The organism is Croceibacterium mercuriale (assembly GCF_000802385.1).
GTDB classification, from domain to species: domain Bacteria; phylum Pseudomonadota; class Alphaproteobacteria; order Sphingomonadales; family Sphingomonadaceae; genus Croceibacterium; species Croceibacterium mercuriale.
Window position 1 is genome coordinate 603,270 of sequence record NZ_JTDN01000002.1, and the last position, 23,869, is coordinate 627,138.

General features: G+C 67.6%; 17 protein-coding genes. 9 read left to right on the forward strand and 8 right to left on the reverse strand.

Annotation, left to right across the window (positions count from 1 at the left end; genetic code table 11):
* Window positions 1–24: 24 nt before the first annotated feature.
* The gene (locus tag PK98_RS12520) at window positions 25–792 is read right to left on the reverse strand and encodes an SDR family NAD(P)-dependent oxidoreductase (RefSeq protein ID WP_039097194.1); all 768 of its coding nucleotides are present in this window, start codon (window positions 790–792) and stop codon (window positions 25–27) included.
* A gap of 29 nt (window positions 793–821) precedes the next feature.
* Window positions 822–1,619 (reverse strand): IclR family transcriptional regulator, encoded by a 798-nt coding sequence (locus PK98_RS12525; protein ID WP_039097195.1) that lies wholly within the window; start codon window positions 1,617–1,619, stop codon window positions 822–824.
* A 174-nt stretch (window positions 1,620–1,793) separates the two neighbouring features.
* Between PK98_RS12525 and rhmD the strand changes: the two genes are divergently transcribed.
* From rhmD to PK98_RS12550, 5 genes are all read left to right on the forward strand, one after another.
* The gene (rhmD, locus tag PK98_RS12530) at window positions 1,794–2,981 is read left to right on the forward strand and encodes an L-rhamnonate dehydratase (protein WP_039097196.1); all 1,188 of its coding nucleotides are present in this window, start codon (window positions 1,794–1,796) and stop codon (window positions 2,979–2,981) included.
* 13 nt (window positions 2,982–2,994) lie between these two features.
* Entirely contained in the window at window positions 2,995–3,852 is an 858-nt protein-coding gene (locus tag PK98_RS12535; protein ID WP_039097197.1) for a fumarylacetoacetate hydrolase family protein, read from the forward strand.
* The gene (locus PK98_RS12540; RefSeq protein ID WP_039097198.1) at window positions 3,849–4,604 is read left to right on the forward strand and encodes an SDR family NAD(P)-dependent oxidoreductase; all 756 of its coding nucleotides are present in this window, start codon (window positions 3,849–3,851) and stop codon (window positions 4,602–4,604) included. The genes PK98_RS12535 and PK98_RS12540 overlap by 4 nt, the downstream gene beginning before the upstream one ends.
* A 17-nt stretch (window positions 4,605–4,621) precedes the next feature.
* A complete protein-coding gene (locus tag PK98_RS12545) occupies window positions 4,622–5,527 on the forward strand; it encodes an amidohydrolase family protein (protein WP_039097199.1) in 906 nt (301 codons plus the stop codon).
* Between the two features lie 71 nt (window positions 5,528–5,598).
* Entirely contained in the window at window positions 5,599–8,361 is a 2,763-nt protein-coding gene (locus tag PK98_RS12550) for an exo-rhamnogalacturonan lyase family protein (RefSeq protein WP_039097200.1), read from the forward strand.
* Between the two features lie 48 nt (window positions 8,362–8,409).
* Here PK98_RS12550 and PK98_RS12555 read toward each other — a convergent pair whose 3' ends face one another.
* The 6 genes from PK98_RS12555 to lldD all read right to left on the reverse strand — a co-directional run bounded on the left by PK98_RS12555 (window position 8,410) and on the right by lldD (window position 15,141).
* A complete protein-coding gene (locus tag PK98_RS12555) occupies window positions 8,410–9,924 on the reverse strand; it encodes an MFS transporter (RefSeq protein ID WP_039097201.1) in 1,515 nt (504 codons plus the stop codon).
* Between the two features lie 100 nt (window positions 9,925–10,024).
* Window positions 10,025–11,140: a beta-galactosidase BglB gene (bglB, locus tag PK98_RS12560; protein ID WP_039097202.1), complete on the reverse strand. Its 1,116-nt coding sequence runs from the start codon at window positions 11,138–11,140 to the stop codon at window positions 10,025–10,027.
* Between the two features lie 28 nt (window positions 11,141–11,168).
* Window positions 11,169–12,401, reverse strand: coding sequence for a glycosyl hydrolase 53 family protein (locus tag PK98_RS12565; RefSeq protein WP_039097203.1), 1,233 nt, complete (start codon window positions 12,399–12,401; stop codon window positions 11,169–11,171).
* Window positions 12,398–12,712, reverse strand: coding sequence for an L-rhamnose mutarotase (locus PK98_RS12570; protein ID WP_039097204.1), 315 nt, complete (start codon window positions 12,710–12,712; stop codon window positions 12,398–12,400). The genes PK98_RS12565 and PK98_RS12570 overlap by 4 nt, the downstream gene beginning before the upstream one ends.
* Before the next feature lie 93 nt (window positions 12,713–12,805).
* Window positions 12,806–13,987 carry a rhamnogalacturonan acetylesterase gene (locus tag PK98_RS12575; RefSeq protein ID WP_052208641.1) on the reverse strand — a complete coding sequence of 394 codons (1,182 nt, stop codon included), beginning with the start codon at window positions 13,985–13,987 and terminating at the stop codon, window positions 12,806–12,808.
* The gene (gene lldD, locus PK98_RS12580; RefSeq protein WP_039097205.1) at window positions 13,984–15,141 is read right to left on the reverse strand and encodes an FMN-dependent L-lactate dehydrogenase LldD; all 1,158 of its coding nucleotides are present in this window, start codon (window positions 15,139–15,141) and stop codon (window positions 13,984–13,986) included. Before lldD ends, PK98_RS12575 begins: the two co-directional genes overlap by 4 nt.
* 143 nt (window positions 15,142–15,284) lie before the next feature.
* On the opposite strand from lldD, the gene PK98_RS12585 reads away from it, so the two are divergent.
* From PK98_RS12585 to PK98_RS12600, 4 genes are all read left to right on the forward strand, one after another.
* Complete coding sequence (locus tag PK98_RS12585) at window positions 15,285–18,323, forward strand: sugar-binding domain-containing protein (protein WP_052208643.1); 3,039 nt, start codon at window positions 15,285–15,287, stop codon at window positions 18,321–18,323.
* Between the two features lie 13 nt (window positions 18,324–18,336).
* Window positions 18,337–19,584, forward strand: coding sequence for an SGNH/GDSL hydrolase family protein (locus tag PK98_RS12590; RefSeq protein ID WP_052208645.1), 1,248 nt, complete (start codon window positions 18,337–18,339; stop codon window positions 19,582–19,584).
* Window positions 19,585–19,655: 71 nt separating this feature from the next.
* A complete protein-coding gene (manD, locus tag PK98_RS12595; RefSeq protein ID WP_039097208.1) occupies window positions 19,656–20,864 on the forward strand; it encodes a D-mannonate dehydratase ManD in 1,209 nt (402 codons plus the stop codon).
* Window positions 20,865–21,056: 192 nt separating this feature from the next.
* Entirely contained in the window at window positions 21,057–23,846 is a 2,790-nt protein-coding gene (locus tag PK98_RS12600) for a TonB-dependent receptor (protein WP_081996226.1), read from the forward strand.
* The last annotated feature ends 23 nt before the right edge of the window (window positions 23,847–23,869 follow it).

Here is a 23,869-nt window from a genome sequence, read left to right on the forward strand (position 1 = left end):
TCCCGCAGGAGAGGGCCGACCGCCCTACTGCAGGTTCACGTAAGCGCCGCCATCGACCAGCAGCGATGCGCCGGTGACGTACTTCGCCAGGTCGGATGCCAGGAACACGATCGGCCCCGCCAGATCGTCCGGCTCGCCCAGCCGGCCCAGCGGCACGCGCGCGGCCATGCGGTCGCGCTTCTCCTGGTCGGCCAGATCGTCCTTGTTGATGTCCGTCAGGATGGTGCCCGGCAGCACGGAATTGCAGCGGATGCCATGCCGGCCCAGCGCAATGGCGGTGGACTGCATCAGCGAGTGCAGGCCCGCCTTGGTCGGGGTGTAGTGCGTCTGGTACTCGCCGCCGACCAGCGCGCTGATGGAGGACACGGCGATGATCGCGCCGCCATGGCCCTGGTTCACCATCTGGTTCGCGGCGGCCTGCACCATGAAATAGGCGCCGTGCAGGTTGACCCGCATGGTCCGCTCGAACGTCTCCACCGGCATGTCCAGGAAGGCATGGAAGGGGCAGATGCCGGCATTGTTGACGAACACGTCCACCTTGCCAAATGCGTCGGTCGCCGCCTTGACGAAGGCGGTCGCGGTTTCGGGGTCCGACACGTCGCCCTGTACCGCCAGCCCGCGCTGACCCAGTGCCTCGATCTCCTTTACCGCGGCCTCGGCTCCGGCGGTGTCGCGGCTGAAATTGATCGCCACATCGGCGCCATGGCGTGCAGCGCCGATCGCGGCGGCGCGGCCGATGCCGGCCGATGCGCCGGTAACGAGCACGGTCTTGCCTTCCAGCAAACGGGTCATTCATCCACTCCTTCGTATATGTGAAAGCTTCAGGGTTGCGAAGAACCGCTCCAGCCCAGATCGCCGCTGATCGCCTGCGCGGTGTTCACCACGTCGCGGGTTAGTGCCTCCATCCGGGTGTCGTCCATATATTGCGCGGCGCTCGACACGCTCAGCGCACCGACGATGCGCCCGCCGACATCGCGCACGGGGGCAGCGACGCAGCGGATCTGGTCTTCGTTCTCCTCCAGATCGAACGCGCGGCCGATCGCGACATAGCCCTGCATCCGGTCCAGCCACTTGCGCCAGTCGATCGGCACCGCGCCGCCTGCCTGATCGGCCGCGAACAGCGCCTGCCAGCCGGCCTCGGGCTCGTCGATCAGCAGCGCCTTGCCGAGACCTGTGGCGGTCAGCGCGTGACGGTCGCCCACCCGGCTGGAGATGGCGATCCGCCGCCGGCCGGGGATCTTGTCGAGGTACAGCACGCGGTCACCGTCACGCACACCCAGATGCACGGTATCCTCCGTCCGGTCGGCCAGCTGCGCCAGCCGCGCATGGGCAACCTGCACCAGGTCGATCTGCTGCTGCGCGCAGAAGCCCAGTTCCAGCAGCTTGGGGCCGAGCTGATAGCCGCGGCCCGGCGCCATCGCCAGATACCGCCGCTCGATCAGGGCATTCGCCAGCCGGTGGGTGGTGGAGCGGGTCAGCCCGAGCCCACCCGCCAGGTCGCTGAGCGAGACCGGGCCGGCAACCACCGCCTCCAGCACGTCCAGCCCGCGCAACAGCGTCTGGCTGCCGGCCGGAACCTTGCCGGCCTTGCCATCATCGTCGCTTTCGCCTTCACCCATGCGGGAGTCGATTGACTGGACTTGTTCCATCTAATAATACCCTATCCCATTATGTGAAAGGCGCAAGACCGGACATGCGGGTGTCGCATGGGCGGGTGCACAAGACACATTATTTGGATGTAAACCTGCGTCCCATGATGTGGGACGTATAGGGTTGAGGGGGAGACTGCCAGCATGAATTTGCCCCGGATCAAGCATGTCCGTGCCTTTGTGGCGCGCGGCAAGGGCGCGGATTACCATGACCAGCCCGGCGGTCACTGGATCGACGACCACATCGCCACGCCGATGGCCCGCTATCCCGAATATCGCGAAAGCCGGCAGAGCTTCGGCATCAACGTGCTGGGCACGCTGGTGGTGGAGATCGAGGCGGAAGACGGCACGATCGGCTTCGCCGTGACCACCGGTGGCGAGCCGGCCTGCTACATCGTCGAAAAGCACCTCGCGCGCTTCCTGGAAGGTCGCAATCCGGTCGAGGTCGAGAAGATCTGGGACCAGATGTACTTCTCCACCCAGTATTACGGCCGCAAGGGCCTGGTCATCAACGCGATTTCCGGCGTGGACCTGGCGCTGTGGGACCTGCTGGGCAAGCTGCGCGGCGAACCCGTCTATCACATGCTGGGCGGCGCCGTGCGCGACGAGCTGCAGTTCTACGCCACCGGCGCGCGGCCTGACGTGGCCAAGGAGCTGGGCTTCATCGGCGGCAAGCTGCCGCTGCATCACGGCCCGGCCGAAGGGCTGGAGGGGATGGACAAGAACATCGCCCTGCTGGCCGACATGCGCAGCAAGTGCGGCGACGATTTCTGGCTGATGTACGATTGCTGGATGTCGCTCGACATCGACTACGCCACCCGGCTGGCGCACCGCGCCTACAAGGAATGCGGCCTGAAGTGGATCGAGGAGGCGCTGAGCCCCGACGATTACTGGGGCTACCAGCAGCTGAAGAAGAACGCCCCCCCGGGCCTGCTGGTCACCACCGGCGAGCATGAGGCAACCCGCTGGGGCTTCCGCATGCTGATGGACATGGAATGCTGCGACATCATCCAGCCGGATGTGGGCTGGTGCGGTGGCGTGACCGAACTGATCAAGATCGCCAATTACGCCGACAGCCGCGGCGTGATGATGATCCCGCACGGATCGTCCGTCTATTCCTACCACTTCGTCATCACGCGCCACAATTCGCCCTTCGCCGAATTCCTGATGATGCATCCGGGGCCGACGGAAGTGGTGCCGATGTTCGCGCCGCAGCTGCTGGGCGAACCGGTGCCGGTGAACGGCCGCATCCGCGCCAGCGAACTCGACAAGCCCGGCTTCGGCGTGGAACTGAACCGCGACGTGCCGCTGCACCGCCCCTATACGCGATAAGGATACCAGACCCATGAAGCTGTGCCGTTACGGCCCCGCCGGCGCCGAGAAGCCGGGCCTGATCGACTCCGACGGGAAGCTGCGCGATCTGTCGGGTACCGTATCCGACATCACCGTCGACACCCTGGCCGACCTCGCCGGCGTCGACGCTTCCAGCCTGCCGCTGGTCGAAGGGGAGCAGCGCCTGGGCGTGCCGTTCGCCGGCGCGACCAAGATCGTCGCCATCGGCCTGAACTATCGCGACCACGCGATCGAATCGAACCTGCCGATCCCGACCGAACCGATGATGTTCATGAAGGCGCTGTCCAGCCTGTCTGGCCCGTATGACGACGTGATGCTGCCCAAGGGCAGCACGCATGGCGACTGGGAAGTCGAGCTGGGCGTGGTGATCGGCAAGACCTGCCGCTACGTCAGCCAGGAAGAGGCGCTGGACGCCGTGGCCGGCTACACGCTGGTGAACGACGTGTCCGAACGCTTCAACCAGAAGGAGCGTGGCAGCCAGTGGTCCAAGGGCAAGGGGCATGACACCTTCTGCCCGACTGGCCCATGGCTGGTGACGCCGGACGAGGTGGGCGACGCGCAGGAACTGGACATGAGCCTGGACGTCAACGGCCAGCGCATGCAGACCGGCAACACCCGCACGATGATCTTCAACCTGGCTGAGCTGATCAGCTATGTCAGCGAGTACATCACGCTGCTGCCGGGCGACCTGCTGATCACCGGCACGCCCCCGGGCGTGGGCGAGGGCAAGAAGCCGGACAAGATCTTCCTGAAGGACGGCGACGTGATGGAACTGGCGATCGAGAAGCTGGGCACGCAGCGCCAGCAGGTCGTGGCGTTCGATCCCGCCCGCCTGGGGAAGCTGGCATGAGCACCGCCTATTCCGGCCGCTTCGCCGGCCGCCGTGCGGTGATTACCGGCGGAGCGTCGGGCCTTGGGCTGGCGGTCGCCACCCGCATCGTGGCGGAGGGCGGCAACGTCGTCCTGTGGGACATGAACCCCGATGCGCTTGCCACCGCCAAGGACCAGTCGGGCGCGACCCATGTGGTGGCGTTGGACGTGTCTGATCAGGCGGCCGTGGAGCAGGCGGCGGCGGACAGCCGTGATGCGCTGGGCGGCGGGATCGACATCCTGATCGCATCCGCCGGCATCACCGGCGCCACCGCACCGGTGCATGAATTCCCGCTCGACAGCTGGCGCCGGGTGATCGACGTCAACGTCAACGGCCTGTTCTACTGCAACCGCGCGATCGTGCCGGTCATGCTGGAGGGCGGCTATGGCCGGATCGTCAATGTTGCCAGCGTGGCAGGCAAGGAAGGCAATCCGAACGCCTCCGCCTATTCCGCATCCAAGGCGGCCGTGATCGGCCTGACCAAGAGCCTGGGCAAGGAACTGGCGGGCAAGGGCGTGATCGCCAACGCGCTGACGCCGGCCACCTTCGAAAGCCCGATCCTGGCGCAGCTGCCGCAGAGCCAGGTCGATTACATGCGGTCCAAGATCCCCATGGGCCGGCTGGGCGAAGTGAGCGAAAGCGCCGCGATGGTCTGCTTCATGGCCAGCGAGGAATGCTCCTTCACCACCGCGTCCGTGTTCGACACGTCGGGCGGACGCACCACCTACTGATACCGGGAGTTCAGGCGATGCGCGTTCCCTTCGTGGATGCCCACATCCATCTGTGGCAGCTGGATCGCCTGCACTACCCCTGGCTGATGCCGCCATTCGCCGATGACGGCCCCAACGGGAGCGTCGAGGCGATTGCGCGGCATTATGCCCCGGCCGACTACCTGGCCGATCTCGACGGCTGGAACCTGGCCGGCAGCGTGCATGTGGATGCCGGCGCCGACGCGGTCCATGCGGTGGAGGAAACCGAGTGGCTGGAAGGGCTGGCCGCCGGAACCGGCGTGCCCACCGGCATCGTCGCCTATGCTCCGCTGCACGATCCCGCCGTCGGCAATCTGCTGGCGCGGCAGGCGGGGCACCGCCGGGTGCGCGGCATCCGCCAGATCGTGAACTGGCATGCCGATCCGCGCCGCAGCTACACCCCGCAGGACTGGACGCGCGACCCGCAATGGCAGGCGGGCTATGCCCTGCTCGCCAGGCACGGGCTGCGCTTCGACCTGCAGTGCTACCCCGCGCAGATGCCGGGAATGGCCGAAGTGGCGGCAAGGAACCCGGACGTGCCGGTGATCATCAATCACATGGGCATGCCGGTGCTGGGCGATCCCGATGGCATGGCTGACTGGCGCACCGGCATGGCGGCGCTGGCGGCGCAGCCGCATGTGGCGGTGAAGCTGTCGGGACTGGGCTTCGTGGACCGCCACTGGACCCCCGATGCGCTGCGGCCGCTGCTGCTGGAGGCGATCGACCTGTTCGGCACGCATCGCTGCATGTTCGCCAGCGACACGCCGACCGACAAGCTGTTCGCGCCACTGGGCACCTATCTGGAATTCTACGAATCCATCACCGACACGCTGTCGGATGATGAGCGGCGCGACCTGTGGGGGCGCAACGCCAACCGGATCTACGGCCTGGGCCTGACGATCTGATGACCTGACGATCTGCCCGGACGCCGACACCCGCACAAGCGGGGCGGAGTTGTCATGAGAGGACCACATCAATGCCCATCAGCCGCCGCCGCTTCGTGCAATCCACCGCGCTCGCCAGCTGTGCCGCCCTCGCCATCAGCCCGGGCGCGCTGCTGGCCCAAGGCGCACGCAGCCGGACGCAGGCGCTGCGCTGGCTGGATGGCTCCCCGCCCCCGGCGCAGGACGGGGTGACCTGCGGCGCCGCCTGGCCGCAGGGCGCGCTGCCCGCCCGCACCAGCTTCGCCGCCATCGCCGCCAGTGGCGATGCCGTGCCGATGCAGAGCTGGGTCACCGCCCGCTGGCCGGACGGCACGGTCAAGTGGACCGCCCACGCCTTTCCCGGCGGCAGCGGCGATCCCGCCACCCTGACCATCGCCCCTGGCCGCCCCGCCGCGCCGGCAGAGCCGGTCCGCGCGGTCGTGCGTGGCGACGCGATCGAGATCAGCAACGGCCCGGTGGTCTGGACAGTGGGCCGCAGCGGGCAGGCCATCATCCGCTCTGCCCGGCGCGGTGATGCCGAGGTGCTGCGCGACGTGGGCCTGACCGCCAGCAGCCAGAGCGAGGCCGAGGCCGAACTGGGCGAGGGCACGCCGCTGACCCGGTTCGACGGGATGATCCAGAGCGCCGAGATCGAGCAGGGCGGCCCCGTGCGCGTCACGATCCGTGTGTCCGGCGTTCACCAGGGTGCCGGGCGCGAATGGCTGCCCTTCACGCTGCGGCTGTATTTCCACGCCGGATCCCCGGCCGTGCGGATCGTCCATTCCTTCGTGTTCGATGGCGATGCCGCGACCGACTTCATCCGCGGGCTGGGCTTGACCGGGCAGGTGCCGCTGCGCGGCGCCACCTACGACCGCCATGTGCGCTTCGCCGGCAGCAATGACGGCATCTGGGCGGAGGCGGTGCGCCCGCTGACCGGCCTGCGCCGCGATCCGGGCGCCGCCTTCCGGCAGGCGCAGGTGGCCGGGCAGGCCACGCCGCCGCTGGAGCAGATGGGCGACAGTGTGCGCGAGAACCTGCAGTTCATTCCCGAATGGGGCGACTTCACCCTCTCGCAGCCCAATGCCGACGGCTTCACCATCGTGAAGCGCACCAAGGCCGGCCATGGCTGGATCGACGTGGATGGCGGCGAGCGCGCCCGCGGGCTGGGCTATGTCGGCAGCCCGAGCGGCGGCGTCGCCTTCGGGCAGGGCGATTTCTGGCAGCGCTGCCCGGTGCGGCTCGACATCCGCGATGCGCACACCGATAGCGCCACCTTCCGCCTGTGGTACCATGCGCCCGATGCGCCGGCGATGGACCTGCGCTTCTACCATGACGGGCTGGGCATGGAGTCCTACGTCGACCAGAACCGCGGGCTGGACGTCACCTACGAGGATTACGAGCCCGGCTACGGATCGCCGACCGGCATCGCCCGCACCACCGAGTTCACCCTGTGGGCATTGCCCGCGACGCCTTCGGCCGAGCGGCTGGCGCAGATGGCGCATAACCTCGCCACGCCTGCCCGGCTGATGCCGGAACCGGCTGCGCTGCACGCCGCCGGCCTGTTCGGCGACTGGTCGCCGGTCGATCGCTCCACGCCCGCAAAGGCGGAGATCGAGGACCAGAACCACTTCCTGCTGACCTTCTACCGCGATCAGGTGGAGCAGCGCCGGTGGTACGGCTTCTGGTCCTATGGCGACTGGATGCATTCCTACGACCGGGACCGGCATGTCTGGAAGTACGACATCGGCGGGTTCGCCTGGGCCAACAGCGAGCTCTCGCCCGATCTGTGGCTGTGGTATTCGTACCTGCGCAGCGGCGATGCGGCGACCTTCCGCCTGGCCGAGGCGATGACCCGGCACACGGGCGAGGTCGACTGCTACCATCTGGGCCCATGGAAGGGGCTGGGCACGCGCCATGGCGTGCAGCACTGGGCGGACAGCTCCAAGCAGCCGCGCGTCTCCACCGCCGCCTACCGCCGGATCTACTATTACCTGACCGCGGACGAGCGCACCGGCGACCTGCTGCGCGAGGCGCTGGCGGGCGACGAGGCGCTGACCCGCGTGGATATCGGCCGCAAGGTCGGTGCGCGCCCCGGTGGCGTGATCGCCGCGGGCACCGGGGCCACGGTGCGGTCCAACCCGCGCGCCGGCGAGGTGGAGATGAGCTTCGGCACCTCGTGGTGCTCGCTGGCGGCGGCGTGGCTGACGGAATGGGAGCGGACCGGCGACACGCGCTGGCGCGACCGGATCGTGGCGGGGATGACCACCATTGCCGCCCTGCCCAAGGGGTGGTTCGCGGGCGGCGCCAATTACGACCTTGCCACCGGGCGCTTCACCGGGCCGGGGGACGAGGTCAGCATGAGCCATCTCAATGCCGTGTTCGGCGCGGTCGAGGTGAACTCCGAGCTGCTGAGCCTGCTGGACGTGCCGGCCTATCGCCGCACCTGGCTGGATTACTGCGTCGCCTACAACGCATCGGACGAGGAGTTCCAGGCGATGACCGGCGCCCGCCGGCGCGGGCGCAATCTGGGGCAGGGCCATTCCCGCCTGACCGCCTATGCCGCACGCCAGCTGGGCGATGCGGCGCTGGCGCAGCGTGCCTGGAGCGAATTCTACGACGCGGATGCCGGTCTGCGCATGGATGTGGCGGGCAGCCAGCGCCAGCTGCACGGCCCGGCCGTGCTGCGCCCCGTGGACGAGGTGGCGAATGTCAGCACCAATGGCGCCAGCCAGTGGGGCCTTGCCGCGATCCAGAATCTGGCGCTGATCGGCGATCAGCTGGGAACGCTGACGCCGGTCTTACCGCCCCGCCGATAGGAGCGGGGTGGTCCGGGATGTCGTACGGACATCCCGGACGGATGGCCATCAACCCAGCGGGTTGCGGCCCCACAGCTGGTTGTGCCGCCAGCCGGTCAGGTCTTCGGTGATCGCCACGGTCGCCGCGTCGGGCGTGCCGGTGCCGCCGGCCTTGAAGCGGTCGATCTCCGTCATCAGCACCTGGTGCGTCTGCGCGTTGAGGCGGAAGCGGAGCGACACCAGCACGCCGAAGATCAGCATGGCGATGGTACCGATGCCCAGCACCAGAGCCAGCGTGTTGATCGCCTGCTCGCTCTGCACCTGGGCGCCCGAGACGAAGCCACCGAAGCTCATCACCGCGGTGACGCCGGCCACCGCGGCCGATTGGGTCACCTTGCGCACGAAGGTCATCACCCCGGCAAAGGCGCCCTCGCGCCGGCGTCCGGTGACCAGTTCGTCCACGTCGGCCATGTAGTTGTAGGTGGCCCAGGGAATGAAGTTCAGCGCCCCGCGGCCAAGGCCCGCGAACAGGATCGGCACCCACAGCAGCATGCTGCCGGAGCGCACGCCGGCCGACCACATGGCCAGCAGGACGATCACGCCGATGGCGAAGCTGAGCGCCGCCAGCTGATAGGCCCGCGCCGGGCTGGAACGCAGCGCCATGGTGATGGCGATCATCACCGCCACGAACTGCACGATGTACATCGTGCCCAGCAGGGTGGAGGCGGTGGAGATGGTCCCCGCCAGCGCGAACACCACGAAGAAGGTGAAGGCGGCGTTGAACACGTCCTGGCTGATATAGCCGCCCAGATACATGCCCAGATGCAGGCGGAACGCCCGGATGCGCAGGGTGGAGAACAGGTTGGCGTAGAGCGCGCGGAACGCCTGCCACAGGCTCAGCTTGTCGCCGTCGGGCCGGATCGCGGCGACCTCTGCCGGCGTGCGTTCCCAGCTGAACAGGAACAGCAGCGTGGCGGTCACCATGAACAGCACCGCGAACAGGATGCCCATGTACAGGAAGGTGTCGGCGCTCTGTTCGCCCAGTGCCTCGATCAGCATGCCCGGCAGGAAGCCCGCGAGGATGGCGCTGGCCTGCGCGAACAGGATGCGGATGCCGGCGAACTTGGCCTTGGTCTTGTAATCCTTGCCCATTTCGGCGGCGAGCGTCTCGTACGGGATGATCTCCATCGCGTAGACCAGCTCGAACAGAACATAGGTGGCGAGATAGTACCAGAAGCTCTGCCCGCTGACCCACATGATGGCGAACGAAGGCAGCAGCGGGATGGCGGCAAGGATGAAGATCCGCCGTCGGCCGATCGTCTGACCGATCCGCGTATGCGACATGTTGTCGGAGATATGGCCGATCAGCGGGGATGCGATCGCATCCAGGATGCGCGCCACGGTGAAGATCAGGCCGGCCTGCCATGCCTCCAGGCCGCAGAAGGTGGTGTAGAAGAACAGCACCCAGCCGCTGATGACCGCCATGGAGCCGGCGCCCATGATGTCGTTCGCGCCATAGGCGGCGAAGTTGTACCAGCGGACCGGCCGCGTTCCGGTGATGGCGAAGTTGCCGGTCAGGGCCATGGCCGCTGCTCTCCTGTTGGTGCGGCCGGTCTGCTGCCTGCGCGCGGGTTCGATGTTGCGGCAATGGCCGGCGGGTCATGTCCCCGCCGGCCGCTCGCCATCAGATGTAGGTGCGCAGGAACTCGGCCAGTGCCAGCACGGCCAGGCTCTGGCCGTAGGGCATGGAGGTCAGCGCGATGTCCTTGTAGAACTGCTGGGTGTCGCCCATCGCCGTGCCGAAGGACACCTGCTGCAGCTCGCCGGACTCGTCGATATTGGCCAGCACGCCCTCGACCGCCTTGATGCCGACAGCCTCGTATTCGCGCGGCAGGTAGCCCTTCCGAACCGACTTCAGGATGCCGTAGGCGAAGCCGGCCGTGGCGGATGCTTCCAGATAGCTGGAAGGATCGACGATCAGCGTGTGCCACAGGCCGGTTTCGGCGTCCTGCGTCTCGGCCAGGGTCTTCACCTGGGCGGCCAGCGTGTCGATCAGGAAGGTGCGGAACGCATCGCCCGGCTTCAGGTCGAGGATCTCGATGATCTCGGGAATGGCGATGGTGACCCAGCAATTGCCGCGCGCCCACAGCGCCTCGGCGAAATTGTGCCGGCCGTTGAAGTCCCAGCCGTGGAACCACAGGCCGGTCTTCTTGTCGAACAGGTACTTGATGTGGATCAGGAACTGGCGCTTGGCCTCCTCCACATAATGCGGGCGGTCCAGCAGCAGGCCGATCTTGGCCAGCGGCAGCACGCTCATCATCAGCGTGTCGTCCCACATCTCGCCCGGGTTCACATCGTTGTAGACGATGTGCTGGAAACCGCCTTCCTCCGTCTTGGGCAGGCCGTCCGGTGCCATCAGCCATTCGGCCCAGGTGTCCAGATAGGGGATGTAGGACGGGTTCGGCTCCCGCTCGTACAGGTAGGCGAGCGTGATGAACGGAGCCATCGTGTTGATGTTCTTGGTCGGCGTGCCTTCCGCGAAGCGATCGGCGAACCAGCCCTTGATGATGTCGAGCGCGGCGGTGTCGCCCGTCTGCTCGTAATAGCGCCACATGCCGAACAGGCCGACGCCGTGGGTCCATTCCCAGCCGGCCCAGCCCTTGGTGTCGATGATGCGACCATCTTCCAGGTGCAGCAGGAATTCGCCGGTCTCGTCCTTGATGTTGACGAGATTGTGCATCAGCCGCCCGATCGCGTCGGTCACCTGGGCTTGCGGGATGTCGTGAGTGAGGGCGGCCACGTCTGGGTAACTCCTGTTGGAAATGCGGTCAGCGACGGATCGGCTGGCCCAGCACGCCATAATCGCGTGCCATCTGACGGTAGAGATTAACGAATGCGGGATCGGCGTCGAACCGGCCGCCTGGATTGACCCGGTGTTCGGCCGGCGGTCCGGTCGTGGGGGTGGCGCCGGGCGCCTCTGCGCTGTTCAGCCCCTGGCTCAGCAGGTCGGGCTTGGGGCCTTCGCCGGCGCTGACGCCGTCCTGCAGGAAGATCGCCTCCTGGTGGCGGGTCGGCTCCCAGATGAAGCTGCCCCAGCCATTGGGATGCGCCTGCACCAGGTCGTTGAGGTAGCGCTTGCGGCTGGAATATTCGATCGCGAAGAAGCCGTGATCGGGATAGCGGCGGCTGAATTCCGCAAAGGTCCGCTCCCAGTCGCCCTGCGCCTGCTGCTGGTAGCAGGACATGCCCAGCGCATCGAAGCGCACGTCGCGTTCGATCAGGCTGTCGGTCCAGTGGCGGGTGATCTGCCAGTGGCGGCCCAGATGATTGTGCAGCGCCACCGGCACGTCGGGCAGCACCGCTCGGCTGGCGGCGATGCCGGCCTTCAGCAGCGCGGCGAAGCGGTCCATGCCGCCGGGCATGGCCTCGCTCATATGCTCGGCATCGGTGACCGGGTTGCCGGTGGCGAAGGGCAGCGGGATGCGCCCTTCCGGCCACAGCATGCCGAACGTGGTCTCGTTGCCCAGCACCACCATGTCGGGGGCGACGCCCGCGGCCTTCATCCTCGACAGGGCGTCATCCGTGTGCCGGTGGACCGCATCGACCAGCTGCGTGAAGGGCAGGTCGGCCCAGGCGGCCGGCTTGTTCTGCTTCTGCGGATCGGCCCAGGTGTCGGAATAATGCAGCGTCAGCGACAGGTGCATGCCGGCCGTGCGGATGCGGCGGGCAAAGGCGATGGTGCTGTCGATGCTGCCCCACGGCCCGCCCGGCTTGCCCCGCGAGTAGCCGTTTTCCGGATTGACGAAGGTGCGCAGCTTGATGGCGTTGAACCCGGCATCGGCGAAGATCGCCAGCGGATCGCGCTGCACGCCATCCTGCCAGTAGGTGGCGCCGATCGCCTCGTCCTCCGGCACCCAGGTGATGTCCGCGCCCAGCAGGTACGGCCAGGGTCGCCTGCCGCCCGCGGTCTGCGCCGGGACGGTCGCGCAGGCGCCCAGCGCCGCGCTACCGGCAGCAAGGCCCGCAGCGGCGGCGAACTGACGGCGGGACAGATCGATCATGCGAGATGGAACATCGGGGTCAGCGGCCATTCGGACGGCTTGTTGTCCGGTTCCACCTGCATGATGTCGGCCATGTGGTCCCACCAGCGGCGCATCACCGGATGACCGGGCAGCGCATCGCGCTTGTTCTGCTCCGCCAGGCGCAGGGTGGCGAACAGCGCATCGGTCTGCTCGTCCAGGAAGATGTGGTAGTCGCTGATGCCTGCATCGTGCAGCAGGTCGACCAGCTCCGGCCAGATCTCGTCATGCCGGCGGCGATATTCGTCGGCCATGCCGGGCAGCAATTGCATACGGAAGGCGTGAACCTGCACCGGGCGCTCCTCTCTTGTCTCCGCCCGTGCTTATGCCGCATGGGGGCGGATGCGTAAAGTGGGACTGCTTCCCAATTTATGGAATGGAGCGGCTCAGCTGCCTGCCTGCCCGGCGTTCGACCGGATGATGCTGGGCGGCAGGGTGAAGCTGGCAGGCAGCGGCGGGTTGGCCGGGTCGTAGGTGCGGAACGCGGGCGCGACATGCTCGCCCAGTTCCGGCACCTGCGCCATGCCGGCCGCGATGATCCGCGCCAGCTGGTACGCGCCATAGGTGTTGTGATGCGTCCGGTCGCGGCCTTCGTCGGCAAAGGCCTTGGCGGCTTCGTCCGGCCCCAGCGCCTCGTAGAAGGCAATGGTGCCTTCGGTCAGTTCCACCAGCGGCACGGACTGCGCCCGTGCGACCTGCCGCACGGCGGCGGGATAGCCGGCCAGCGACGGGACGATCCGCCCGGCCTCGTCATAGTTGCGGCGTTCGGGCGAGTTGATCAGCACCGGGGTCGCCCCGCGCAGCCGCACCTCCGCGATATAGGCGGCGAGCCAGGCATCATAGGTACTGCCGGCCGCGACATAGGTCTGCGGCCATTGCGCCTTCTGGTCGTTATGGCCGAACTGCATGGCCACGACGTCACCCGGCTGCACCAGCGACAGCACCTTGGCCAGGCGGTAATTGGTGGCGAAGCTCTTCAGCGTCTCCCCCGACCAGGCATGGTTGGCCACCGCGATGTCGTCCGCCATGAAGCGGGTGAGCATCTGCCCCCAGCTGGCGGCGGGATCGTCCGGCTGGTCGGTGACGGTGGAATCGCCCAGCAGGTAGAGCGTCGGCACGGTGACCGGTTCCACCGACACGGCCCGCACCGCGGCACGATCGCTCAGGAACTCGAGTGTCAGCCGGTCATCCCAGTTGAGGCTGGTCTGCTCGCGCGCGGACAGCCGGACGCCGCTGGCGCCGGGGGCATTGCGCTCGGGCGCGGGCAGGGTCGCGTCGCGGACATTGACGATGAAGCTGTGCCGGGCGGTCTCGCCAGCGGCGACGGCCACGTCCTCCAGCATCAGGCGACGTGATTCCGCCATCACGCTGATCCGGGCGGTGCCGGTGATCGTCAGCGTGACGCGGTAATTGCCGGGCGCGGCCCTGACCGACCAACGCTGCGCATCCTCCCACCCTTCGCCCGTCGCATCGCTGTAGGCGGCGGCGTCGGTCAGGTCGTGCTGCACGGGTTGCGCCATGGCGTGGGTCGCGCCCAGCAGGGCCAGCGCGATCAGCGCCGCCTTCAATGCCCGTCGCCGGGGATGTGCAGCATGGTCGGGCTGATGTCGGCGATCCTGGTGGTGCCGGTCAGTGCCATGGCGACGCGCATCTCCGCGCGCATCAGGTCCAGCATGTGCGTGATCGCGGTCTCGCCACCAGCGGCCAGGGCGTAGACCCAGGCGCGGCCCAGCAGCACGCAATCGGCGCCCAGCGCCAGCAGGCGGATGACGTCGAGGCCGGAACGGACCCCGCCATCGGCCATCACCACCAGCTGGTTACCCACGGCATCGGCGATCGGCGGCAATGCGCGGGCGCTGGACAGCGCGCCGTCCAGCTGACGCCCGCCATGGTTGGACACCACGATGCCGTCCGCCCCGGCCTGCACCGCCTCGCGCGCATCTTCCGGATCGAGGATGCCCTTGATGACGATCTCGCCCGCCCACTGGCTGCGGATCCAGGCGATGTCGTCCCAGCCCACGGCTGGTTCGAAATTGTCCCGCATCCAGGCAAAGAAGTCCTCCAGCCCGGTGTTCGGCCCCAGCACCGGCGCGACGTTGCCCAGCGCGTGCGGGCGGCCATGCACGCCGACATCCCACGCCCAGCGCGGCCGGCGCATCGCCTGGATCATGCGTCGTGCACCGCCCGCCAGCCCCGGCGCACCCGCCAGGCCGGAACGGTAATCGCGATAGCGGCTGCCCGGCACCGGCATGTCGACGGTGAACACCAGCGTGGTGCAGCCGGCTGCGGCCGCCTGCGCCAGCAGGTCGCGCATGAAGCCGCGGTCGCGGATCATGTAGAGCTGGAACCAGAACGGCTTCTTCGCCGCCGCCGCAACCTCCGGAATGGGGCAGGCGGACACGGTGGACAGGGTGAAGGGAATGCCCGCTTTGTCCGCCGCGCGCACCGCCTGCACCTCGCCGCGGCGGGCGTTCATGCCGGCCAGGCCGATCGGGGCCAGCGCCACCGGCATGGCCAGTTCCTGCCCGAACAGGGTGGTGCTGAGGTCGATCTGCGACACGTCCTTCAGCACCCGCTGGCGCAGTGCGATCGCCTCCAGATCGGCGACGTTCCGTTTCAGCGTAACCTCGGCATAGGAACCCCCGTCGATATATTCGAACAGGAAGTTCGGCAGGCGACGCCGGGCGAGGTCGCGGTAGTCGATCGCAGAAGCGGCCTTCATGATAGTCCTCTCAAATCCGGCCCTGTGATGCCACAATATGAGATCGCTTGCTAGATTTTGATAAAAGTCGGCCGCATGGCAATTGCCAGATTGGTCAGGACAATTTACCTTCTCGGTCAACCAGAACCGGCGGAGAGGCCTTGATGCGTTTGAAGTTCCTTGCCCTTGCCGGCGCCTGCCTAGCGCTGCCGGCTCCGATCATGGCGCAGGACGCCTCCGTCCACGTCGCCAGCCCGCGCCAGACCTTCAACTTCAACAGCGACTGGCGGATGCACCATGGCGAGCTGCAAGGCGCCTCCGCACCGCGCTTCGACGATGCCGGCTGGCAGGCGGTGGTGCTGCCCAATGCCTTCAACGAGAAGGAGGCTTTTGCCCGCGACATCCGCGAACATTCCACCGGCATCACCTGGTACCGCAAGCGCTTCACCCTGCCGGCGGACGCACCGGGCAAGGCGCTGCTGGAGTTCGAGGGCGTGCGCCAAGCGGCCGAGGTGTGGGTCAACGGGACGCAGGTCGTGCTGTCGGAGAACGGCGCGATGGCCTTCGGTGCGGATATCACCGCGGCGCTGCGTGCCGGCGAGAACGTGGTCGCGGTGCGGATCGACAATTCGTGGACCTACAAGGAGCGGGCCACCGGCAGCCCGTTCCAGTGGAACGATCGCAATTTCAACGTGAACTATGGCGGCATCACCAAGAATGTCCGCCTCCACCTGACCGGTCCGACCTACCAGACGCTGCCGCTCTGGTCCGGCCTCGGCACCACCGGGCAATATGTCTGGGCGGATGGATTCGACCTGCCGACCCGCAGCGCCACGGTCCATGCGCAGAGCGAGGTGCGCAACGAGGCCGGCGCGCCGCGCACGCTGACCCTGCGGGCGGAGCTGCGCGATCGCGACGGCACCTTGCGCGCCACGTTCGACAGCGCGCCGCAGGTGGTCGGTGCCGGGGCGACCGCCACATTGGCGGCGCAGCAGCAGGTGGCCGACCTGACCTGGTGGAGCTGGGGCCATGGCTACCTCTACACCGTCACCACCACCCTGCTTGACGGCGACCGGCCGATCGACAGCGTCGATGTGGTCACCGGCTTCCGCAAGCTGGATTTCGGGCAGGGCATGGTGCAGCTGAACGGCCGCACGATCCAGATGCACGGTTATGCCCAGCGTTCTTCCAACGAATGGCCGGCGGTGGGCGTGTCGATCCCGCCGTGGATCAGCGATTTCTCCAACCAGCTGATGGTCGACAGCGGCGGCAATCTGGTGCGCTGGATGCACATCACCCCGTCGAAGCAGGACGTGGAATCCGCCGATCGCGTCGGCCTGCTGCAGGCCATGCCGGCCGGCGATGCCGAGCGCGATCCCGATGGCCGGCGCTGGGAATTGCGAACGGAGCTGATGCGCGACGCCATCATCTACAACCGCAACAATCCCAGTGTGGTGTTCTGGGAAGGCGGGAACGAGAGCATCAGCGAGGCGCACATGGCCGAGCTGAAGGCGATCCGCGACCGGTATGATCCCCATGGCGGGCGGGCGATCGGCAGCCGCGAGATGCTGGACAGCACGATCGCCGAGTATGGCGGGGAGATGCTGTACATCAACAAGAGCGGCGACATCCCCATGTGGTCGATGGAATATTCGCGCGATGAATCGGCCCGGGCGTATCAGGACAACTGGACCCCGCCGTTCCATCAGGACGCGCCCGACTACAACCGCAACGGCGACAGCCAGGCGGCGGAGGATGTGCGGCGCTGGTGGGAATATTACCGCGTGCGTCCGGGCACCGGCACTCGCGTCAGTTCGGGCGGGGTCAACATCATCTGGTCCGACAGCAACACCCATTTCCGCGGCGACAACAATTACCGCCGCTCCGGCGAGGTCGATGCGGTGCGCCTGCCAAAGCCCAGTTTTTTCGCCCATCAGGTGATGTGGAACGGCTGGGTCGATCCGGCGCCGGGCACATATATCGTCGGCCACTGGAACTACGCCCCCGGCGTGGTGAAGCCGCAGATGGTGGTTTCCACCGGCGAGCGGGTGGAGCTGTTCCTGAACGGCCGCTCGCTGGGCCTGGGGGAGCGGAGCAACGGCTTCCTGTTCACCTGGCCGGACGTGGTGTGGAACGGCGGTGTGCTGGAGGCGGTGGCCACCCATGCGGATGGCGCCGTGACCCGGCACACGGTGGAGACGACCGGCGCGCCGGCCGCACTGAAGCTGACGCCGCATACCAGCCCCCGCGGGCTGGTGCTGGACGGCGCCGACATCGCGCTGGTCGATGTGGAAGTGGTGGATGATGCCGGGCGCCGCGTGCCGGTGGCCGACAACATGATCCGCTGGACGGTGGAAGGCCCGGCCGAGTGGCGCGGTGGCATCGCGCAGGGCGACAGCTCCGGCAAGCCGCGCGCGGCGGAAGCGGTACAGCCGGAGAACATCCCCGGCACCACCAGCCATCCGGGCACCGCGCGGGAGGAGGACAACTTCATCCTGTCGCCGAACCTGCCGGTTGAAGGCGGCATCAACCGCGTGCTGGTGCGCGCCGGTACCGGCAGCGGGACCGTGCGGCTGACCGCGATTGCGGACGGCATGGCCCCGGTCACGATCGAGCTGCCAACGGCGCAACCCGAAGCCGCCAGTGCCGGCCTGTCGCGCGACTTCCCCGAACGGCACCAGACCGCCAGCCTGTCGCGCGGACCGACGCCGAACGGGCCGTCCTTCACGCCGACCCGCACCACGCACCAGCCGGTGGCCGTCAGCGCGGCCGACAATGCGGGCGAGGTCGGTTTCGCGCATGACGACAACGAACTGACCCGCTGGTCCAGCACCGGTACGCCCGATGGGGCCGTAATCAGCTTCGATTTCGGCAAACCGGTGCTGTTGAGCGAGGTGGACCTGAAGCTGGTCGGCTGGCGCACCCGCGCCTACCCGCTGCGGTTCGAACTGGACGGCCGGACCATCTGGGAAGGCGATACGGAGCGGACGCTCGGCTACGCCAACGTCGCCTTCCCCCCGGCGCAGGGCCGGGTGCTGCGCATCGTGCAGACCGCGCCGGTCGCCGATCGCGACGCGTTCGGGCAGATCGTGGAACTTGCCACCGCGCGGCAGGCCGGCGACACCGGTGCGAACGAGGTGCCGCCCGGCTGGAACCTGGGCATCGTGGAGGCAGACTTCCACGGACCGGCGGGCGCCTGGTAGACGGGAGCAGGGCATGAAGGTCGGACGGGCATTTGCGGGCGGGGTGCTGCTGTGGCTGGCGCTGCCGGCGGCGGCGCAGCAGGATACGGCGGAGACGCACTGGATTGCCGGCTGGACGCAGCCGATGATGGCGGCGGCGGAGGCGGGCAGCGCACCGCCTGCGGACAGCACGGTACGCGTGCAGGTGCTGGTCACCGCCACCGGCCCGCGCATCCGCCTGCGCTTCAGCAACGCCTTCGGGACGGAGCCGCTGCTGCTGCAACAGGTGCGCGTGGCCCATGCCACGCAGCCGGGGCAGGACCTGGTCGATCCGGCCAGCACGCAGGCGGTCGCCTTCGGCGGTTCCGCGTGGGTCATCATCCCGCCGGGCGCGGAGTACCTGTCCGATCCGGTGGCGTTGCCGGCGACGGCGGGCGGCACGGTGGCGGTCACCTTCCACCTGCCACAGGCGAGCGCCTCCGTCGGATCGGTGCCGCAGGGGATCAGTTTCGTTGCACCCGGCGCGGTCGGGGGCGATCCCGCCAGCTTGCCCGGCGGCGCGAGCAGCAACCGCCTGCCGGTGCTGACGGGCGTGCATGTGGCGGCGGACCGCTGCGCGCGCACCATTGCCGCGATCGGCAATTCCATCACCGCGCATGGCGGCGGCACGGTGACCGGCGCGGATCGCTGGACCGAGGTGCTGGCCACGCGGCTGCGGGCGGATGCGGGTACCAGCGGGTGGAGCGTGGTCAATCTTGGGATCAGCGGCGGGCGCGTGGCGAAGGCCGGCACCGGCCAGGCGGCGACCGCCCGGTTCGAGCGGGACGTGCTGTCGCAGCCCGGCCTCGCCACAATCGTGGTGTTCGAAGGGGTCAACGATGTCGGCAAGCTGGTGCGGGAGGAGCCGGTCACGCCGGAGTCGCGCGCCCGCACGGTGGCCAGCGTGATCGAGGGCTATCGCCAGATGATCGCGCGGGCGCACGATGCCGGTGTGCGGATCGTGGGCATGACGATCCTGCCGTTCCGCGACACGCCCACCTATCGCTCCGACGCTGCGGCCGAGGAGGACCGGCAGGCGCTGAACCGGTGGATCCGCCAACCCGGCCATTTCGATGCGGTGATCGACCTCGACCCTGCCATGACCGATCCGGTGCGGCCGGGTTACCTGCTGCCGGCGGTCGATCGCGGCGACGGGCTGCATCCCTCCCCCGCAGGACAGGCGGTGCTGGGTGCAGCGATACCGCTGGAAGCACTCTCCGCGCCGATGGCCGGATGCCCGTGACGGCTTGTCGCCGCGGGTGAGGCAGTTGTAATGCTAACGCTAACACAAGACCTCTGAGGGAGAGTTCCATCGTGAAGATCACCGCCGCCCGTGTCATCGTCACCTGTCCCGGGCGTAACTTCGTCACCCTCAAGATCGAGACCGACCAGGGCGTTTACGGCATCGGCGATGCCACGCTGAACGGGCGGGAACTGGCGGTCGCCTCCTATCTCACCGACCATGTGATCCCCTGCCTGATCGGCATGGACCCGCAACGGATCGAGGATATCTGGCAGTATCTGTACCGCGGTGCCTACTGGCGGCGCGGGCCGGTGACGATGCGGGCGGTCGCCGCGGTCGACGTGGCGCTGTGGGACATCAAGGCCAAGATGGCTGGCATGCCGCTGTACCAGCTGCTGGGAGGGCGCAGCCGCGATGCCGTGATGGTCTATGGCCATGCCAACGGCGCCGATATCGAACAGACGGTGGACGCGGTCGGCCAGTATATCGACATGGGCTACAAGGCGATCCGCGCGCAGAGCGGCGTGCCGGGCGTGGAGAAGGCCTATGGCGTGAGCGGCGGTACGCTGCATTACGAGCCCGCCGATGCAGCGCTGCCCACCGTTACCGGCTGGGACACGCGCAAATCGCTGAACTTCGTGCCCAAGCTGTTCGAGAAGCTGCGCGACACCTACGGCTTCGACCATCACCTGCTGCATGACGGGCATCACCGCTACACCCCGCAGGAAGCGGCCAATCTGGGCAAGATGCTGGAACCGTTCCAGCTGTTCTGGCTGGAGGACATGACCCCGGCCGAGAACCAGGAAGCGTTCCGGCTGATCCGGCAGCACACGGTGACGCCGCTGGCCGTGGGGGAGATCTTCAACACGATCTGGGACGCCAAGGACCTGATCCAGAACCAGCTGATCGATTACATCCGCACCACCATCGTGGGTGCCGGCGGGGTGACGCACCTGCGCCGGATCGCCGATCTCGCCAGCCTGTACCAGGTTCGCACCGGGTGCCATGGGGCGACCGACCTGTCGCCGGTGACCATGGGCACGGCGCTGCATTTCGATACCTGGGTGCCCAATTTCGGCATCCAGGAATATATGCGTCACACGGACGAGACCGATGCGGTGTTCCCACACGACTACCACTTCCACGATGGTTACCTGCATTGTGGCGAGACGCCCGGCCATGGCGTGGACATCGACGAGGATCTGGCCGCCAGGTACCCCTACAAGCCCGCTTACCTGCCGGTCGCGCGGCTGGCGGACGGGCAGCTGTGGAACTGGTGATCCGCCGCCCTGGTGACACGCCGGCCAGCATGGAGTGTTGCCGGCGCGCCACCGTCCCTGCCTGACAGGAAGCTGCCTCCCCACGTGCACGGCGATGCGCTTGCTATTCATGCGGCGCGGGTGTTTGTAGAACAAGAGCGAGCGGGGCCAACCGTCGCCACGGCCGTAACGGTCGAGCAGGGGAGATGTTGTATGAGGAAGATGCAGTTCTGCGTCGCCGTTTCCGTCCTGGCCATCGTGGCCGGCGGGACCCAGGCCCATGCACAGGATGTCCGTGTACCGCCGGCCGGTGGCGGGACCAGCGCCACCGGCACGCCCGACCCGACCGGCCAGGTGCCCGTGACCACCGGCGAGCCGGACATTACCGACGGCGCCGCGACCGACCAGATCATCGTCACCGGTCTGCGCCGCAGCCTGGAATCGGCTGCCGCGATCAAGCGCAATTCCGATGCGTTCGTGGATGCGATCGTGGCGGAGGATATCGGCAAGCTGCCCGACACCTTCGCGTCTTCCGCACTGGCGCGCGTGTCCGGCGTCAGCGTGCTGCGCGGCGGCGGCGAGTCGGCCGGCGTCACGGTGCGCGGCCTGCCCGATATCAGCACCACCTATAACGGGCGGGAGATCTTCACCGCGGAAGGGCGCTTCGTCCAGATCCAGGACTTCCCCGCCGGCACGGTCGCCGCGCTGGAGGTGTTCAAGTCGCCCACCGCCAATCTGGTGGAAGGCGGCATCGGCGGGCAGGTCAATGTGCGTGGCCGGCGCCCGTTCGACTTCGACGGGTTCGAGATGTCTGGATCGCTGAACGGCGTGGACTGGGACCAGTCCGACAAATTGTCGTGGAACGGCAACCTGCTGGTCAGCAACCGGTGGGACACCGGCATCGGCGAGATCGGCGTTCTGGTGAATGCGTCCTATGTCGGCATCAACTTCCTGGATGCGACCCGCGAACAGTCGCTGGTGATCGGCACGACCAGCGCGGCCAACGCGCCGGGCACCAGCGGCGGCGTCCGCTTCCCGGACGCGCAGGCCATGTTCCTGGGTTACGGCGACCGCTTCCGTCCGTCGGCCAATGCGGCAGTGCAGTGGAAGCCCACCCCGGACCTGGAGATCTATGTCGACGGTCTGTTCCAGGGCTATCGCGGCAAGGATTACAACCGCTTCATGTTCGTGCCGATCTTCGGCGAAGGCACGCAGCTGACCAACCTGACCACGCGCGAAGGCGACCCGACCATCGCCCAGAGCGCGACCGTGACGGGCGCGTTCCGGCCGGATGGCTATTACGGATCGTTCAACGGCAAGACCGACACCTTCCAGTTTGGCGGCGGCGCGATCTGGCAGCGTGACGCACTCAAGCTGTCCGCCGATGTCGCCTACACCGACAGCACCTACAGGCAGGACGGCATCAACATCGATTACGCTTTCGCCCGGTCCCCGGTGCGCAATGTCGTGTTCGAAGCCGGCGATGATGGCGGGCCGGTCTTCGACTTTGTCAATTTCAACGTGAACGATCCCGCCAACTACATCAGCCGGGGGTTCTTCCAAGAGAACCTGGCCGTCAGCGGCAAGGACATCCAGGCGCGGGCGGATGCGCAGTACACCTTCGATGGCGGGTTCCTGCAGCGGATCGATTTCGGCGTCCGCTTCAACGACCGCGACGCCACGCGGGATCGCGGCGCGCCGTACATCAACAACGAGGCGGCCGGCATACCGATCACCGCGCTGCCGGTGGACTTCAACAGCCAGCCGATCGGTTTCGATTTCGGGGGCGGATTTCCGATCCGCACCTTTGCCGGCATTCCGGCCACCAGCATCCGCGACAATCTGCCGGCCTTGCGCACGTTCTACGGCGCGCCGGACGGGCAGCCCGTCTTCAACCCGGCGGAGAACTTCACCGCCAACGAGAAGGCCTATGCCGTCTACGGCCAATTGAAATATGGCTTCGACTTCGGCGGAGACATGCTGGTGGATGGTGTCGTCGGCCTGCGCGCGGTGCGCACCGAAACCAGCATCAGCGGGTTCCAGCTCGATGGTGCGCTGGTGACCCCGATCACGGCGGAGAACGACTACACCGACTACCTGCCCAATGTCAGCGCACGCGTCGCCTTTACCGACGAGCTGCAGCTGCGCCTGGCCTACACCCAGACGCGCACCCGGCCCAATTTCTTCGACCTGAACCCCACGCTGACGGTCGGCCCGCCGGTGGTGAACCCGAACCCCAACGATCCCAACAGTGCGGCGCGCGGCATCACCAGCGGCAATCCCGACCTGACGCCGCTCACGTCGAACAATTACGACATCAGCCTGGAATGGTACTTCTCGCCCAGCGGATCGCTGACCGGCGCGCTGTTCCGGCGCGACGCGCAGGGGTTCATCTCCCGCGCGATCACGTTCGAGAACGATCCGGTTTACGGCCTGGTACGGATCGACCGGCCGGAGAATACCGGCGACACCCGGTTCCAGGGCGCGGAAGTCGCCTTCACCAGCTTCCTGGATCTGGACAGCCTGCCCGAATGGGCCCGCGGCTTCGGCGTGCAGGCGAATGGCACCTATATCGATTCCGCAGGTGACCTCGCCGTCGCGCTGGGCGGATCGCCCAACGTCACGGGGGAGCAGGTTCGCTTCAACGGCGTGTCCAAGTGGACCTACAACCTGGTCGCGCTGTACGAACGGCCGATCTTCTCCGCCCGGCTGGCGTACAATTACCGTTCCAACTTCGTGACCTTCTACAGCATCGAGCCGCTGGACGTGGGCACCGATGGCAGTCCGCGCACCCGCGGCCTGCGGGAGCAGGGGCGCGGCCAGCTCGATTTCTCGACCACCGTCACCCCGATCCCCAACATCACCGTCGCGTTCGACGTGGTGAACGTGCTGGGCAATCCGTTGCAGCGTTATCGCGACTTCAACGACAACGGTGACGAGTTCGCGCGCCAGATCCTGTATCTGGAGCGGACCTATTCGCTGGGCGTGCGCTTCCGGTTCTGACCGGAGGCGACCACCCGAGCAGC

Excerpts from the sequence above, each read along its gene's own strand:
- PK98_RS12520 (WP_039097194.1), bottom strand. The coding sequence starts at position 792 with ATGACCCGTTTGCTGGAAGGCAAGACCGTGCTCGTTACCGGCGCATCG.
- PK98_RS12525 (WP_039097195.1), bottom strand. The coding sequence starts at position 1,619 with ATGGGTGAAGGCGAAAGCGACGATGATGGCAAGGCCGGCAAGGTTCCG.
- rhmD (WP_039097196.1), top strand. The coding sequence starts at position 1,794 with ATGAATTTGCCCCGGATCAAGCATGTCCGTGCCTTTGTGGCGCGCGGC.
- PK98_RS12535 (WP_039097197.1), top strand. The coding sequence starts at position 2,995 with ATGAAGCTGTGCCGTTACGGCCCCGCCGGCGCCGAGAAGCCGGGCCTG.
- PK98_RS12540 (WP_039097198.1), top strand. The coding sequence starts at position 3,849 with ATGAGCACCGCCTATTCCGGCCGCTTCGCCGGCCGCCGTGCGGTGATT.
- PK98_RS12545 (WP_039097199.1), top strand. The coding sequence starts at position 4,622 with ATGCGCGTTCCCTTCGTGGATGCCCACATCCATCTGTGGCAGCTGGAT.
- PK98_RS12550 (WP_039097200.1), top strand. The coding sequence starts at position 5,599 with ATGCCCATCAGCCGCCGCCGCTTCGTGCAATCCACCGCGCTCGCCAGC.
- PK98_RS12555 (WP_039097201.1), bottom strand. The coding sequence starts at position 9,924 with ATGGCCCTGACCGGCAACTTCGCCATCACCGGAACGCGGCCGGTCCGC.
- PK98_RS12565 (WP_039097203.1), bottom strand. The coding sequence starts at position 12,401 with ATGATCGATCTGTCCCGCCGTCAGTTCGCCGCCGCTGCGGGCCTTGCT.
- lldD (WP_039097205.1), bottom strand. The coding sequence starts at position 15,141 with ATGAAGGCCGCTTCTGCGATCGACTACCGCGACCTCGCCCGGCGTCGC.
- PK98_RS12585 (WP_052208643.1), top strand. The coding sequence starts at position 15,285 with ATGCGTTTGAAGTTCCTTGCCCTTGCCGGCGCCTGCCTAGCGCTGCCG.
- PK98_RS12590 (WP_052208645.1), top strand. The coding sequence starts at position 18,337 with ATGAAGGTCGGACGGGCATTTGCGGGCGGGGTGCTGCTGTGGCTGGCG.
- PK98_RS12600 (WP_081996226.1), top strand. The coding sequence starts at position 21,057 with ATGAGGAAGATGCAGTTCTGCGTCGCCGTTTCCGTCCTGGCCATCGTG.